Genomic DNA, 14,720 nt, shown 5'->3' with positions numbered 1-14,720 from the left:
CAGAGGGTCGGTATGAGCAGACTTTAGCCTGCGGTGGGGTTTGACGGTTAGGGGAACTGTCGGGTTTGAGAGATACTTTAAAGTGTAACCAGTAAAGCATGATCAGCCCATGGATGATTTTGGGGCTGGCTTTCCTGTGTTACCGAAAATAACTGAATCATGGAATTATGGCAGATTTAGAGATTCGTACCAATCATGTTACCGTTAAAAATGGCGATCTGAATATCGCGGCTTATCTGGCGCAACCTACCCAGGGGGGACCGTATCCCGGTGTGGTGGTGATCCAAGAAATTTTTGGGGTCAATTCCCATATCCGAGATGTTACCGATCGCATTGCTGGGCTAGGATATGTGGCGATCGCTCCTGCTATTTACCAACGCTTGGCTCCCGGTTTTGAGGTCGGTTACACCGACGCCGATCTGCAATTGGGACGCAAATACAAGGAACAAACTACAGCCCTGGAACTCCTGAGCGATATTCAAGCCACTATTGATTTCCTCAAACAGCAAGATCATGTCAAAAATGCGCCTTTTGGGGCTATTGGCTTCTGTTTTGGTGGTCATGTGACTTATTTGGCTGCTACCCTCCCTGACCTGGGGGCGATCGCTTCCTTCTATGGCGCGGGAATTGTTACCGGAACTCCCGGCGGCGGACCTGCTACCGTCACTCGCACTCCCGAAATTAAAGGGACTCTGTATGGCTTCTTTGGTACCGAAGATCCTTTAATCCCTAATTCTGAGGTTGACCAAATTGAGGCGGAACTGCAAAAATATAAGATTCCCCATCGTATTTTTCGTTATCAAGCCACCCACGGTTTTTTCTGTGAGCAGCGAGATAGCTATAATAAAGATGCTGCTGAAGATGCCTGGAAACAAGTTAGGGAACTGTTCGCTCAGGAACTAACCGGCTCTTAGGAACTTGGGAACCCTTGAGGGGTTGGCGATCGCATATCGCTTAACCCTTTCAATTCGGTCTACTAAATGGCTTCTCATCTTAGGATATCTTAGACTTTTGTTCTCAGAGAGCAGCCAAAACTCGGAAATCCAGGGAAAGTGCGAGAACGGGTTACAGTGTGAATTTGTGTTGGGTTGGTTTATTCTATGACTACAGGAAATCAGTCGTTTTCAATTGATGATTTTGCCAAAGCCCTAGAAGCTCATAATTATGATTTACAAAAAGGGCAAATCGTGACAGGTAGGGTATTTGAGTATGATTCTAATGGTGCATATATTGAAATCAAAGGTGGTAAATCACCCGGATTTTTACCCATGTCCGAAATCTCCTTCACCGCAGGGGATAATCTATCGGAGATTTTACCCCTAGGTGAAGAACAAGAGTTTTTGATTATCCGTGACCAAAACTCCGATGGTCAGGTATTACTGTCTCTGCGAAAATTGCAAGTTGAAAAGGCTTGGGATAATTTGTCAGAAATCGCCGAAAATTCCGAAAGTTTACAGGTAGTAGTTACTGGCGTTAATCGCGGCGGCGTGACTGTAGATGCCGATTGTTTGCGCGGATTTATTCCTCGATCGCATCTCCTGGTTCGGGATAATTTAGAGGCTTTGGTCGGTGAAACTATCACCGTCACTGTTCTCGAATTTAATCGCGATCGTGAAAAGCTGGTACTGTCTCAACGTATGGCTTCTCAATCCGTTTCCTTTAGCCAGCTTCAAGTTGGTCAACTGGTAGAGGGAACTGTCGGAAGTATTAAACCTTTTGGTGTGTTTATCGAACTAGAAGGCGTAACTGGGTTGATTCATATTAAGGAAGTTAGCCAAAAATATGTCGGTTCTCTCCCTGATATATTTACCATAGGTCAAACCGTCAAAGCCTTAGTTATTAGCCTAGAAGAGGGTCGCCAGCGCGTGTCTCTTTCTACTCGACTTCTGGAAAATTACCCCGGGGAAATTGTCGATAAATTCCCCGAAGTGATGGATTCTGCCGAAGCACGCGCCGAAAGGGCTCGCAAGTTACTTACAGCTTAAATATCGCCGAAAATCGGGCAGCTTTTTAGTTGCCCGAACCCGTGAATTAACTGATAAAGTGATGGTGATTTATTGATGGTTTATGGACTAGGAATTGATGGGGGTGGCTCGAAAACTGTTTGTCTGTTAATTGACGATCGCTATCAGGTCTTAGGTAGGGGAGAAGCTGGACCCTCGAATTATCAAAGTATCGGTTTGTTAGCCGCCACAATGGCTATTAAAAACGCCATTTCTCAAGCCGTTAGCTATCACCAACCGGGGATTTCTATTGGTAGTTTGGGGTTGGGTTTGGCGGGGGTGGGTCGCCCCGAAGATATCGAAATTGTGCGGGAATTGGTGCGACAAATTCAGTCCAATGAACAACTACAAATTAATTGGAATATTGCACCGGAAAATTTGTTTATTGGCGGCGATAGTCTGATCGCACTCGTGGGAGGGTTGGGTCATGATGTCGGAATTGTCGCTATGGCTGGGACAGGTTCTCAGGTGTTTGGACGTAACCACCACGGGAAAATAAAAAGGGTTGGTGGTTGGGGTTATATTTTGGGTGATGAAGGCGGCGGTTATGATATCTCTGTCCGGGGGTTGCGCGCCGTTATGCGATCGTTTGATGGCCGTTTACCGCCAACTCGCTTGACTCAAGAGTTACTCAATGAACTCGGTTTAAAGTCTCCTGAAAGGCTCATAGAAGCCGTTTATAGGCGTGGTTTAGGGGTGCGAGATATGGCGGCATTATCTACTATTATTGACCGCGTGGCGGCTGAGGGAGACCCCGTAGCAGAAACTATCATAACTGATGTGGCTCAGGAATTGGTTTTGGCTACTCAAGTGGCGATCGCTGATTTATTTAATCCCGGTGATTTTTGCGAAATTGTAACAGTAGGTGGTATTTGGCGCGGCTGGTCAAATTTACGCTCCGAATTTATCACTGGAATTAATGCGATCGCTCCCCAAGCTGAAATAGTATGGCCCCGTCACGAACCTGCATTAGGCGCGGCATTATTGGCTATGAAATTCAAATAACTTAACCTGAACCTTAGATAGATATATTGCGATCGACATTTGGTATAATAGGAGTAAGCCTATAGGCAAAAAACGCACATCTGCATCTAATTATAGTTACACATTCAACACCCCCCAACTAATTCAACCCATACCATCTCAAAATATGACCTATAACTGCTGAATAACCATTAAATTAATGACATCCCAAAAACCACATTTAACATTCTTTCAACTCATCAATATGAGTGTCGGATTTTTCGGCATTCAGTTTGGCTGGGGGTTGCAAATGGCAAATATGAGCGCCATTTTTGAACACCTAGGCGCTCAAGCCCACCAAATCCCCATTTTATGGCTGGCTGCACCACTCACCGGGCTATTTGTTCAGCCAATTATCGGTCACATGAGTGACAACACTTGGAACTTTTTAGGACGCAGAAGACCTTACTTTTTAGTCGGTGCTATTCTCAGTTCAATTGCCTTAATTTTCATGCCCAGTTCCTCCAGTCTTTGGATGGCTGCTGGTCTCTTATGGATACTAGATACCTCCGTTAATATCAGCATGGAACCCTTTAGGGCTTTTGTTGGGGATTTACTACCCGAAAACCAGCGAACGCGAGGCTTTGCTATGCAGAGTCTATTCATTGGTTTAGGGGCTGTAGTTGCTTCCGTATTCCCCTGGTTTCTCAACCATGTTTTTGACATCTCATCAGTCGGAATAGACGGACAAGCAATTCCCTTAACCGTCAAATTTTCCTTTTATATCGGCGCGGCCGTTTTTTTGGGGACTGTCCTCTGGACTGTCTTAACCACCCAAGAATATCCACCCCAAGATATCCAGAACTTCAACAATCAAAATAAAGGCGGTATTCTCCAAGGCATAAAAGACATTTGGGATGCTTTCCGAGATATGCCAGAAACCATGGTACAATTGTCCTGGGTACAGTGGTTTACCTGGATGGGAATGTATTGTATTTTCCTGTATTTCCCCCCAGCAGTTGCCCGCAATATTTTTGGCGCAGTTGATCAGGATTCCCTATTATATTCTGAGGGGATAGAATGGGCTGGACTTTGTATCGCCGCTTATAATGCCGTCTGTTTCGGGTTCTCCTTTATCTTACCCCAAATAGCAAAATCCACTAATCGCCAAATTGCCCATTCTTTCTGCTTAATATGTGGGGCGGTTGGATTATTCTCTCTGGCGACCATTGATAATCAATACCTCCTATTCCTACCAATGATTGGTATAGGTATTGCTTGGTCTAGTATTCTATCTATGCCTTATGCTATGTTGGTGGGATGTCTACCACCAGACCGGACAGGTATATATATGGGGATTTTCAATTTCTTTATCGTCTTACCACAAATCACCGTCTCTCTCGGGTTTGGTTGGGTAATGCGAAATCTCCTGAATAATGACCGCCTATCTGCTGTGATTATTGGTGGTGTATTTTTCCTAATGGCGGCTGCTTTGACTCAGCGGGTACAACCAGCATCAACTATGCTTGAAAGTCCTAAGCAACCTGTCACCCAAGCTGATATTACTACCTCTACTTAATTGATGGCTGTTTCTCTCGCCGGTTAATCTCTCTGAGGCTGGGAATCTACTTTAAAGATGTCGATATGGTTTAATAGGGTTGGGGGTAGTGTTGTTGCTACCCTACAACCATCGACCATTGATCTGGTTTTCAATTATGAAACTCAAAAAAGCGCTTTTAGTAATTAGTATCTGCTGCTGGGGATTACTTTTTCCGGTGTGGAATTGGGGGATAATTCCCCCGGCTGAGGCTGCCAAAACACCCGTGATTATTACCCCCAGCGAGGAAGTTTCCCAGGGTGTTGATCAGTTTATTCACAAGTTGCCCCGCGACTATTATAACATAAATAAAGTCGCCAAGGTTAAAAAACTTTCCCAAAGCGATCGCGCCTTATTTATTGATGTCCGGGAACCCTCCGAATACAGGCAAGGTCATATCCAAGGAGCAATTAATATTCCCCTACGGACCATCACCGAACGCCTAGACGACATTCCCCATGACCGCCAGGTGGTTATTTACTGCTCCAGTGGCTACCGGACAGGCATTGCCGTAGCTTCCTTACAACTATTAGGCTACAACAATATCAAAGGATTTGCCCCCAGTATTAATGGCTGGAAAGAAGCAGGAGAAACCTTAGACAAATAGTCCTCAATCCTCTATTTTCTCATCGGAAAACTGCCCCTTATCCAACTATGAGAAGTCATGACTAATCAATAAATTCCTCCGAAAATTGCTCTGGATTTTCGAGAGAATCCTGTAGTTGTTGAAGTATTGAGCCAGAATGCTCCTCTGGTTCCGGTTGTGGTTGCCGTTGTGGTTCCGGTTCGCGGACACTTTCCGGGGCTAATTCTGGGTTAAATTCCTGTTGTGGTTGCGGTTGTGGTTCCGGTTGTGGTTCCGGTTCGCGGACACTTTCCGGGGCTAATTCTGGGTTAAATTCCTGTTGTGGTTGCGGTTGTGGTTGCGGTTGTGGTTGCGGTTGTGGTTGCGGTTGTGGTTCCCGGACACTTTCCGGGGCTAATTCTGGGGAAGCAGCCGGAGCCGGAGCGGGAGCCGGAGCCGGAGCCGGAGCCGGAGCCACCGACCGACAATTCTCGCTATCGAAATTAAAATCATACTGATAAGCAATAGGGCGACCCTGACCCTCAAAGGGAATATCGCGAATAGCTGCCACCGCCGCATCATCCAAAATCGGATAACCAGTTCCCCTTAATAACCGGGGTCCGGCAATTACGCCACCCCCAGAACCAATCATCACACCGACCAAGGCTTGACCGCTGAGATTTTGCTCACAGGCTTCTGCTGGATATAGTGCCGAGATAGTGCGAGGTTGTCTGGTGTCCAAGTCAGGATAATCTGGCAGCATCGACAGCACCCATTTTGCATAAGCTTCTCCCCCTTCTAACATGGCATATTGACTATCGGAAACCTCCCCGGTAGGCGTAGGTGGTGCAACCGCATCATCAGAAGAAGGAGAACCAACAGCCTCGGCGCGACGCTGGTTGTCTGCCTCTAGTCTAGCTAATATTGAACCCCGCCCATCAGGTTGTTGTACTTGAGTTTCCGGGGTGAACTCCTGGGTGGGTTCCCCAGAGCCCCCAGATTCCCTAGGTATTCGGGGAGGTTGATTATAGCTAGGGTCATGTTCAGGAAACCGAGGCCTAGGCGGAGGGGGTGGCAACATGGAAAACTGCTCTTCGAGTAATCGTTGTTCCTCCGGTGACAGATGACTAAATCGAGGATTATTTTGTAGGCGCGACAATTCCTCACGGTTTCGGTTTCCGGGAAAACTGGGTTGACCGGGTGGAGTTTGATAAAACTCAATAGGTGGCGGCGAACTAAATTGAGCAGGCGGCGGGGAGGAAGTCTGAACAGGGGGTAAAAATGTACTATTGCTGGGATTGTTGAATATTTGGGGGGGTCCACTGGGGACGACACCAAAAGGATTATCCCTCGGTTGTGGCAATGTGGAGGGAAAAACGGGAAGTTGTTGGGCTGAGGGAGGAAATGGGGATGGGGTGGGGGCGCTACCCCACATGGGTAAGGACGGAGGTTCAGGAAAGGGGGTAAAGGAAAATTGGGGCGGCGGTGCTGGAAAAACCTGGTCAATTTGACTAGGAGATAGTTCCACCAGTTCTACACTGGGGGGTAATTGCACAGTATTTGGATAAAGACGGATATTTTCCAGGTTGAGAGCAAATACGGCGTGTAAACCAAGGGATGCAAGTACAGCAACCGTGGTGGGTTGACGGATGAGTGAGGGAATGTAGGAAATGGCGGAAGTGGTAGCAGTCATGGTCAAACCTGTTAAATCCAAATCAATATCGGGAGCTGTTGCTGTACTCGATCGCATTTACTGTTTTAGCACGATTAGTTTTAATCGTGGGGGCTTAATTAATCCTTAATCTGTGGTTTTGTCTAACACAACTGTGGAATATCCAATTAGAATGGAAATGCGATCGCGCATAGAAGCAAGTCGCTCCCGGGTGGTAGCACTATGGCGCGAGGCTTTCAGAAATCTGAGATCTAATCCCAACAATCGCATCTGCTTATGGGTTTCTGTAATGTAGGACTGAAGTTGTAGCTGGCTGTCACTATCGCATAGCTGCATAATTCGACTCTCAAACACCGTCTGAACCTCGCCAAAGGCTTCAGTCATCTGATTTACATCGGATTGGTCAGAAACCATGGTTTTTTGGAGTTTTTCCAAAGATTGCCTGAATTGTGCGATCGCTTTATGGAACTCCTTTGTTAACATAATGTTAAGAAGTTTGTCTATTATTTAACCATCATAGACAAAAATTGTACCTAACAGCTACCCAGCCTACCCCAGGTTAATCTAGCTTAATCGTGATCCCTATGCAATTAGCATCCAATTGGGTGAATTGTTGTGGTTCTGAGCTATGGGCGATCGCCCTATAGGGGTATACAGGGATATGTGGGGAATATCTGGGGGATAAGTTAGGATATTTCCCACAGCCTGAAAACATCCCCTATTCAGAGCGATCGCTCCCGGAACCACCAGCTAAAGGCCTGTGTGTGGGAGTATGAATCGCTAACCCAATAGTAGCATCGCCGCCGGGGTTGTGGAAACTCCAGCGGTCAAATCATCGATTATTTTTTCCATACTGACTGCTGTTAGTCAGGAGAAAGCCCTATTTTACTCTGGGTCCCCAGTCCCACATATTTTGTATCCAAAACTACAAAGTCATCAAGTATCTGTAATTGAATAGGCCTAAATACCATGAACATCAAAACTCTATCATCCTCAAACACCTACGAATGCTTAGTTCCTGACTGGCTACAACATTGTTTGGACAACTCCCACAGCCTGGAGTCATCAGATACCCCGTCATTTTCTCCAGACAATGATCTGATCTCGCGGGCTTTCCTATTCGCCTACCAACTACATAAGGGACAATATCGCAAATCAGGGGAACCTTATATTAACCATCCCATTGCTGTAGCAGGTATACTGAGATTTTTAGGTAGTGATACGGCTATGGTGGCGGCGGGTTTTCTACACGACATCATCGAAGATACTGATGTCACTCCGGAAGAATTAGAAAGCCACTTCGGACCAGAAGTCCGCCATTTAGTGGAAGGCGTGACCAAACTATCTAAGTTTAACTTTTCTAATACCACAGAACGCCAAGCTGAGAATTTCCGGCGAATGTTTCTGGCTATGGCTCAAGATATTCGAGTGATTGTGGTTAAACTAGCCGATCGCCTCCATAATATGCGAACTCTGGAATTTATGTCAGAATCGAAACAGCGAAGTATTGCTTTAGAAACTCGCGAAATTTTTGCCCCGTTAGCGAACCGTTTGGGTATCGGTCGTCTGAAGTGGGAGTTGGAAGATTTAGCCTTTAAATATATAGAACCGGAAGCCTACCGAGAAATTCAAATCCGCGTAGCTGACCGCCGCGCTATTCGGGAAGAAAAACTAGCAGCCTTGGCGGATATTTTACGCGATCGCATGGAAAAAGCGGGGATTCGATGTTATGAAGTAACCGGTCGTCCTAAGCACCTTTATGGCATCTATAAAAAGATGCAAGAACGTCACAAACAGTTTCATGAGATTTATGATATTGCCGCCCTGCGTTTAATCGTAGAAACTAATGAGGAATGTTATCGGGCTTTAGCGATAGTTCATGATTCTTACCGCCCCATTCCCGGACGTTTTAAAGATTATATCGGACTGCCAAAACCCAACCGTTATCAGTCTCTACACACGGGAGTTATCGGGAACACTGGTCGCCCGGTAGAAGTGCAAATTCGCACGGTAGAAATGCACCATATAGCGGAATATGGAATTGCTGCCCATTGGAAATATAAGGAAACTGGCGGTTCGGAATTTGGCAAATTAACAGAAACCGATGAGAAGTTTACCTGGTTACGGCAACTACTGGAATGGCAAAGCGATCTGAAAGATGCTCAGGAATATTTAGATACGGTTAAAAATAACCTCTTTGATGAGGATGTTTATGTGTTCACCCCTGATGGTGATGTGATGGCTTTGAGCAATGGTGCCACTACGGTAGATTTTGCCTATCGGGTGCATAGTGAAGTGGGCAATCATTGCAAGGGGGCGAAGGTTAATGAACGGATGGTTCCCCTGGATACGGTGTTAAAAAATGGGGATATTGTCGAGATTTTAACCAATAAAAATAGCCACCCGAGTTTAGACTGGTTGAATTTTGTCAGAACTAGCACGGCTAAAAATCGTATCCGTCAATGGTATAAGCGATCGCATCGTGATGAAAATATCGCCAGAGGTCGGGAACTTTTAGAGAAAGAAATGGGTCGGAATGGTTTGGAATCTCTACTGAAATCCGCCCCGATGCAAACAGTGGTTCATCGCTGCAATTATCACAGTGTTGATGATTTATTAGCTGCTTTGGGTTATGGAGAAATTACCCTGAAACAGGTGGTGCATCGACTCCAGGATGTCGTGAAAGCTAATAGTCCGGTTCCAGAAGTTTCGATGGAACAGGCGGCTAATAACCTACAAATGCAGAATTTAGCCCCTAGAAATACATTACATGGGTCTGTACCTACTTCTACATCTACTAGCAAGTCTCCCATAGCCGGGGTAGAGGGGTTAATGTACCATATCGCGGGATGCTGTAATCCGATTCCTGGAGAGCCAATTATTGGGACTGTGACCCGGACTCGTGGCATTTCCATTCACCGCCAAGGCTGCCATAATGTTAGCAAGGTTAGTGGCGATCGCCTAGTTCCAGTTAGTTGGAATCCTACCCCCATTGACCAAGGACGACCCAAAACTTATCCGGTGAAAATTCAGATTGAGGTATTAGACCGGGTGGGGGTACTCAATGATATTTTATCTCGACTCAAAGACAACAATATCAACGTTTGTAGCGCTCAGGTTAAGACGTTTCGCGACGCTCCGGCTTTAATTGAGTTGGGTATCGAAATATGCGATCGCAATCAATTTGAGCAGACCTGTCTACAAATTAAAAATATCAGTGATGTTCTCAACTTGCGTCGCATGAACCGAGGCGATCAAAGCTAGGCTAAATTCGCCAATCCACAGAGAGGCGGCTTCCCACATTTGGGCGACTTCTGGGCGCCCAGCCGCCTCCTTGGGAAAAGGCTGTAGCTGCATCAACTAACCACAGCCCCTAGGTGATTAACTGGATCGGGATTCTTGAATAATGTGCAATCCTGTGGGTAAACGCAGCATTTTTAAACCGATATTTCCCCGGGTAGGATTATAATCTAAGTTGGTATTTTCTAGGTTAGCCCCCGATAAATTAGCCCCTTCTAATTGGGCGGCTGAGAGATTCGCCGCCGTTAAATTTGCCCAAGTGAGATTAGCATACTTTAAGTTGGCACGGCTGAGGTTAATATTAATAGCTTGACAGTGACTTAAATTCGCACCTACCAAGCTAGTTTTATAGAAGTTCGCCCCATGTAAATAGGCGGCGGTGAAATTAGTGCGATCGCATTTAGTACGGCTAAAGTTAGCGTTAGACAAGCAAGCATAACTCAAATCACTGTCTTGTAACTCACAATTAGCCAGGACTAAGTGACTTAAATCTAACCCCCGCAAATCCACGCCTTCCACCATTAGATTACTGAATCGGCGTTCTCCCGCCTCTAATTGCTTAATAAACTCGCTGCTACTCATAGCAGTTTTTACCGGATCAATGTCGTCAATGTCCGGGGTGTCAATATCGGCGGATGGGGATTTTTTGCTACTAAATAATTCATTCATCCAGTTAAACATTGGTTTATCCTCCATGGTATCAATACTCTACTGAACCCCAGAATTGGGGAACTTGACGGGTGACGTTTTCTCGCAGTCGGGGAATTAACATCATGACGGTGATATAAAGGTCTTCTATTCCCGTGATTAAAGTGATGAGCTTCAAATCAGGATTAGGGTAGCAACTCAGTTGATTTTGCAGACATTGCGGGCGCAGATATTCCTGTAAGTAAGATAAACCGTAACGCACATCATTAACTTGCTTGATTAAGGTCACATAACAAGAGGCAAAACCTTCCTGAAATCCCGGTTCTGGAGCATCGGGATGATTCCTGGCGATCGCAGTTAAACGCTCCAGAAATTCGATAGTTTCAGTCAAGCTATCCAGCAACTCAAAACGCTGCCGTGAGTCGGGTTGATTGCCATTTTTAATGTTGTTGCCAAAATCATACATCAAGGCGCTTAAACGGTCAAATAACCCTGGTAGAGATGATTCTATATGGTCTAGGTCGGACAATAATGCGCGGGCTTGTTTGGGGGATGTCAGTTGTCGTTGATAAGCTAACCTGGCGACTTCTTGCAATTGGGGGAGAGATTCACAGCGCCCAGTTTTCCGGTAGTTTTCCAAGAACCTGATCAGCAGAATGCGATCGCTAATTTCAGCGGGGAAAATGTCGGGTTTATTCTCAAAGGGGGTGACATGAGAATGGTTAAGATTACGATTAGGTTGTTGCATGGGAATCACTTTCATGGTTGCTAAGTATTTGAGCCAATGGGGGGGTATACCGTGTCAAAATATACGGGTATTGCGAGAGTAGAAATCACCCTAAATTGGATGGTTATTTTTTGGGGGAATTATCGGGCAAATCTGCCGCATGAATAAGATATTCGAGATAGGCTTCTATGGCTTCTCCCACTGCATCATCCCGCGAGATAATCACATCCTCCCGGCGGGCGTGGGCGAGAGTCATCCAACAGGCGGCGGCGCTACTGACCACGGAAACAACCATCCAACCGAGGGAAATTCCCAACCCGGCAATATCAAAGCGCATCACTTTATCGGTGAGGTTTAACATGGCTAAACGGATGATTTCGGTGCCAGAGATTAGCTGATAATTCTCATCAAAATGTCTGGCAAATAATTGGGGCATTTCCTGGGCTAAAAAGAGGACATCATCGCCGATTTGATGACGCTTGGCTAATTTATTTGACCAGTCCTGCTGTGCTTGTTCTTTGATGGCGATCGCCTCCTCTCGTAGCCGAAACATCCGCTGTTCGGCGGGCAGATTTTCGGTGGGAACCGTCCGCCAATTGCGATCGCGATCGCTCCAGGAACCGTATAATTTGACATATAATGTATCCCAATTAGGATCATTGCGGTCGTTTGGCAACTCTTGCCGTAACTGTTCGTACTCCTGGCGCGCGCTGAGATAGGCGGGAGTTGTCGCGGGAATATCCTCCAACTTCTGAGTTTGTGTCTCGATGATTTCCAGGGCTTTTAAACTGCTAAGTTCCGGGCGATTATTGAGGGCTTCGCTACCTATCGCCGCCGCCAGAGATTGCAAGATTGACATAGCGATCATTGCCGCCGCCCCGGCTTTTGCCCAGTTCTTATTCCCCCGTTTTCGTCCAGCGACAGCAGTACCATTGTCGTTAGTGAAACGCACCAGTAACAGGTTGAGCATGGGGCTAAAAATGAAAGCCAAAACGCCAAATTCCTTGAAAGCAAAAAACAAAATTGGCTGATTGGTTATGGCATTAACCAGACTAGCAGTGCTAATTACGGTGGCGGTGAGTTGGGAGTGTTCGACCAGTTCATCAGTGACGCATTTTTTGCCATAGAATTGTTGGGGATTTGCCCAAATGAAACCTAGGAGAAATAAGCCGATCTTCTTTCCGGTCTGTTGGGAATTATTAGCTTTCCGGCGAGGTTCTAACAGTTCTGGGCGCAGTTCCCGCAAGGTTTCGGCTGCCCTTTTTGCCTCTTGTTGAGGTTCGGGAATAGCAAAGGATTCAAAAGGTTGGCTCATGGTGGGTGTTTTTTTTGCTAAGATGGGCGAAATTGCCCCCCTGTCATTCAGCAAGGGGGACTCCAGATACTTATCAGTCCAATGACACTGAATTTATGCGTTCCCAAGTATCGATCGCTTTGGGAGTTCTCAAACTATTGCTGAGGGAGTTGGCGACCAACATTAAAATTAGGGCGATCGCCAAAAATCCGATTAAGCTATCGACCGGCTCCAAAAGCAGCTCTGAGCGGGTTTTTTGACCACAGAAGGAACAGTAAACCCAGCCGCCGCGTTCTTCGCGGGTACAGGGGAGGGCGCGCAGATGTTTCATTTCTTTGTAAGGGCAGACAATCATCATAGAATGACCTCTTGTGAGTGTTGAACAAAGACCAACCTACGGAATTGGACTCCGCAGGTGTGGAGCGATCGCCGTTAAGCCGTGGGGATAATGAGCATCATGTTATTGGTGAGGATTTCTAAGGCGATCGCCTGTTCTGCGAGTGCCCGACCCATGCGATAGGAATTTTGCAACATCGTGGGTAGGTGTCGCTGCAAAACATCACCAGTCATGGCTGATTTCACCAACACAATCGGTTCAGATACCCAATTTTTAGTTACTGGATTCCACCAACTGCCATTAGAAAGAGTCGCATTGTTGCCCCCAGCGGGTCCTGTTAATTCCTGGATAAAGGGTTGTGCTTGGGAGTATTTGTGTAATGGGATATGCCACTGGACGGCGTAGGGCAAGCTATCAATCCGGATTTGAGAAGAGGCGATCGCATTTTCGATGACTCCATGCAAGGAGGGGTTTTGGGGGGTAATGCCACCAGGGATAACAGGGGGGAGAAGGGTTTTGATATGTTGCATAATTTTATTTGCCAACTCGATAGTTATAGCTTGGCAAATTAACCCTGAAATGAACAGATGTTTTGTCTGGAATTTTCCAGGTTTTGTCGCCTAATTTTGGATGATGTCGCAGGATGTCGCAGGATGTCGCCTAACCTTGGATAAAGCCTAGACATTCCCCGAAAAAAGAGTTTAAACTGGGCACAGATGTAACCAAAATTAGGTACAATATGGAAACCTTCAATATCAAAGTGGTGGAAGCGATGGATATTCCCACAGAATATGAAGTAGCGTTTCTCGGTAAGATAGCCGAGCAACTCGATCTACAACCCTTGACCGTGAATATTTTTACCAATCGGCTATTGCAGGACAATCTCGATGCCAATTGGGAGCAGGTGGTAACAACGCTCAAATTGACAGTAACGGCGAACGCAGCGCGACAGCACTATTGGAGTCGAGAAATTCTTCCCAAACTGAAGGAATTGGGATTCTCTTATGAAGAGGGGGCAAAAAAACTCTGGGTAGAGGCGCGGCAGTGGTTGGCACAGACGCAATATGGGGCTTGGTTATGGGAACAACTCTCCCAGAAGTCCCAACGGACGCAACAAATGGGATTTCTGGAGGCGTCGGCAACCCCTGGGGTAGACCATTTGGGGGCGCGTCGGGAACCGTCTAAAGACTATAAGGATAAGGTGAGGTTAGATAGCGAGGTGATTTTAGAGATTAACGTGACAGCAACAGCATATTTGACCTTGTTGGAACGAGAACCCAACGGGACAGTGGTCTGTTTGTGTCCCTCGGAGTATGCACCGAACACCCTGTTATCCCGCAAAATCGAGAAAATCCCCCAAGAATCCGCCCCCTATCCGACTTTTGCCGCGACGGAATTAGGTCAGGAACAGTGGATAGCTTTGCTGACTCCTCAGAGTCCGCCTTTTGAGTGGTTGAAACAGAGTCGTTGGGAGGCAATGGAGTTGCAACCGTCGCATTTACAAGAGCTGTTCGAGTATGTGAAGACGAACCAAGTGCGGTTACTCTATACGGAATATGAGGTGGTTTGAAGATTTTGTGTTTGGTGTTTTTGTGTCGGAGTTTTTAATAGGAT

At 46.3% G+C, this 14,720-nt stretch carries 14 protein-coding genes; 7 read left to right on the top strand and 7 right to left on the bottom strand.

What is annotated here, in order from left to right:
• Positions 1-167: 167 nt before the first annotated feature.
• The 5 genes from NLZ44_RS13840 to NLZ44_RS13820 all read left to right on the top strand — a co-directional run bounded on the left by NLZ44_RS13840 (position 168) and on the right by NLZ44_RS13820 (position 5,170).
• On the top strand, positions 168-914 hold the full coding sequence (locus NLZ44_RS13840; RefSeq protein ID WP_008049264.1) for a dienelactone hydrolase family protein: 747 nt from the start codon (positions 168-170) through the stop codon (positions 912-914).
• A gap of 186 nt (positions 915-1,100) precedes the next feature.
• Positions 1,101-1,985: a S1 RNA-binding domain-containing protein gene (locus NLZ44_RS13835; RefSeq protein ID WP_008049262.1), complete on the top strand. Its 885-nt coding sequence runs from the start codon at positions 1,101-1,103 to the stop codon at positions 1,983-1,985.
• Positions 1,986-2,060: 75 nt separating this feature from the next.
• Positions 2,061-3,008: an N-acetylglucosamine kinase gene (locus NLZ44_RS13830; RefSeq protein WP_493750156.1), complete on the top strand. Its 948-nt coding sequence runs from the start codon at positions 2,061-2,063 to the stop codon at positions 3,006-3,008.
• 178 nt (positions 3,009-3,186) lie between these two features.
• Positions 3,187-4,545 (top strand): MFS transporter, encoded by a 1,359-nt coding sequence (locus tag NLZ44_RS13825; protein ID WP_315644845.1) that lies wholly within the window; start codon positions 3,187-3,189, stop codon positions 4,543-4,545.
• A gap of 136 nt (positions 4,546-4,681) precedes the next feature.
• Positions 4,682-5,170: a rhodanese-like domain-containing protein gene (locus NLZ44_RS13820; RefSeq protein WP_493750155.1), complete on the top strand. Its 489-nt coding sequence runs from the start codon at positions 4,682-4,684 to the stop codon at positions 5,168-5,170.
• A 61-nt stretch (positions 5,171-5,231) separates the two neighbouring features.
• On the opposite strand, the gene NLZ44_RS13815 is transcribed toward NLZ44_RS13820, so the two are convergent.
• Together NLZ44_RS13815 and patD are read right to left on the bottom strand one after the other, a co-directional pair.
• On the bottom strand, positions 5,232-6,821 hold the full coding sequence (locus NLZ44_RS13815) for a TonB family protein (protein WP_493750154.1): 1,590 nt from the start codon (positions 6,819-6,821) through the stop codon (positions 5,232-5,234).
• Positions 6,822-6,926: 105 nt separating this feature from the next.
• Positions 6,927-7,283, bottom strand: a complete 357-nt coding sequence (gene patD, locus NLZ44_RS13810) for a heterocyst frequency control protein PatD (RefSeq protein ID WP_046320357.1) — start codon at positions 7,281-7,283, stop codon at positions 6,927-6,929.
• A gap of 486 nt (positions 7,284-7,769) precedes the next feature.
• Between patD and NLZ44_RS13805 the strand changes: the two genes are divergently transcribed.
• Complete coding sequence (locus NLZ44_RS13805; protein ID WP_493750153.1) at positions 7,770-10,064, top strand: RelA/SpoT family protein; 2,295 nt, start codon at positions 7,770-7,772, stop codon at positions 10,062-10,064.
• A 117-nt stretch (positions 10,065-10,181) separates the two neighbouring features.
• Here the strand turns inward: NLZ44_RS13805 and NLZ44_RS13800 are convergent, their stop codons facing one another.
• From NLZ44_RS13800 to NLZ44_RS13780, 5 genes are all read right to left on the bottom strand, one after another.
• A complete protein-coding gene (locus NLZ44_RS13800; RefSeq protein ID WP_369299410.1) occupies positions 10,182-10,796 on the bottom strand; it encodes a pentapeptide repeat-containing protein in 615 nt (204 codons plus the stop codon).
• A gap of 4 nt (positions 10,797-10,800) precedes the next feature.
• The gene (locus NLZ44_RS13795; protein ID WP_369299409.1) at positions 10,801-11,511 is read right to left on the bottom strand and encodes a hypothetical protein; all 711 of its coding nucleotides are present in this window, start codon (positions 11,509-11,511) and stop codon (positions 10,801-10,803) included.
• 88 nt (positions 11,512-11,599) lie between these two features.
• On the bottom strand, positions 11,600-12,790 hold the full coding sequence (locus tag NLZ44_RS13790) for a hypothetical protein (protein ID WP_493750152.1): 1,191 nt from the start codon (positions 12,788-12,790) through the stop codon (positions 11,600-11,602).
• A 73-nt stretch (positions 12,791-12,863) separates the two neighbouring features.
• Positions 12,864-13,127 (bottom strand): hypothetical protein, encoded by a 264-nt coding sequence (locus NLZ44_RS13785; RefSeq protein ID WP_006620836.1) that lies wholly within the window; start codon positions 13,125-13,127, stop codon positions 12,864-12,866.
• 74 nt (positions 13,128-13,201) lie between these two features.
• Positions 13,202-13,636, bottom strand: a complete 435-nt coding sequence (locus NLZ44_RS13780; protein ID WP_493750151.1) for a hypothetical protein — start codon at positions 13,634-13,636, stop codon at positions 13,202-13,204.
• A gap of 209 nt (positions 13,637-13,845) precedes the next feature.
• Here NLZ44_RS13780 and NLZ44_RS13775 point away from each other — a divergent pair, with 209 nt between their 5' ends.
• Positions 13,846-14,676 (top strand): DUF4384 domain-containing protein, encoded by an 831-nt coding sequence (locus NLZ44_RS13775; protein WP_493750150.1) that lies wholly within the window; start codon positions 13,846-13,848, stop codon positions 14,674-14,676.
• Positions 14,677-14,720: the final 44 nt, after the last annotated feature.

It is taken from the genome of Arthrospira sp. PCC 9901 (assembly GCF_059013425.1).
The sequence above is the reverse complement of the archived record's forward strand: the minus strand, read 5'-3'. Positions and strand labels throughout refer to the sequence as shown.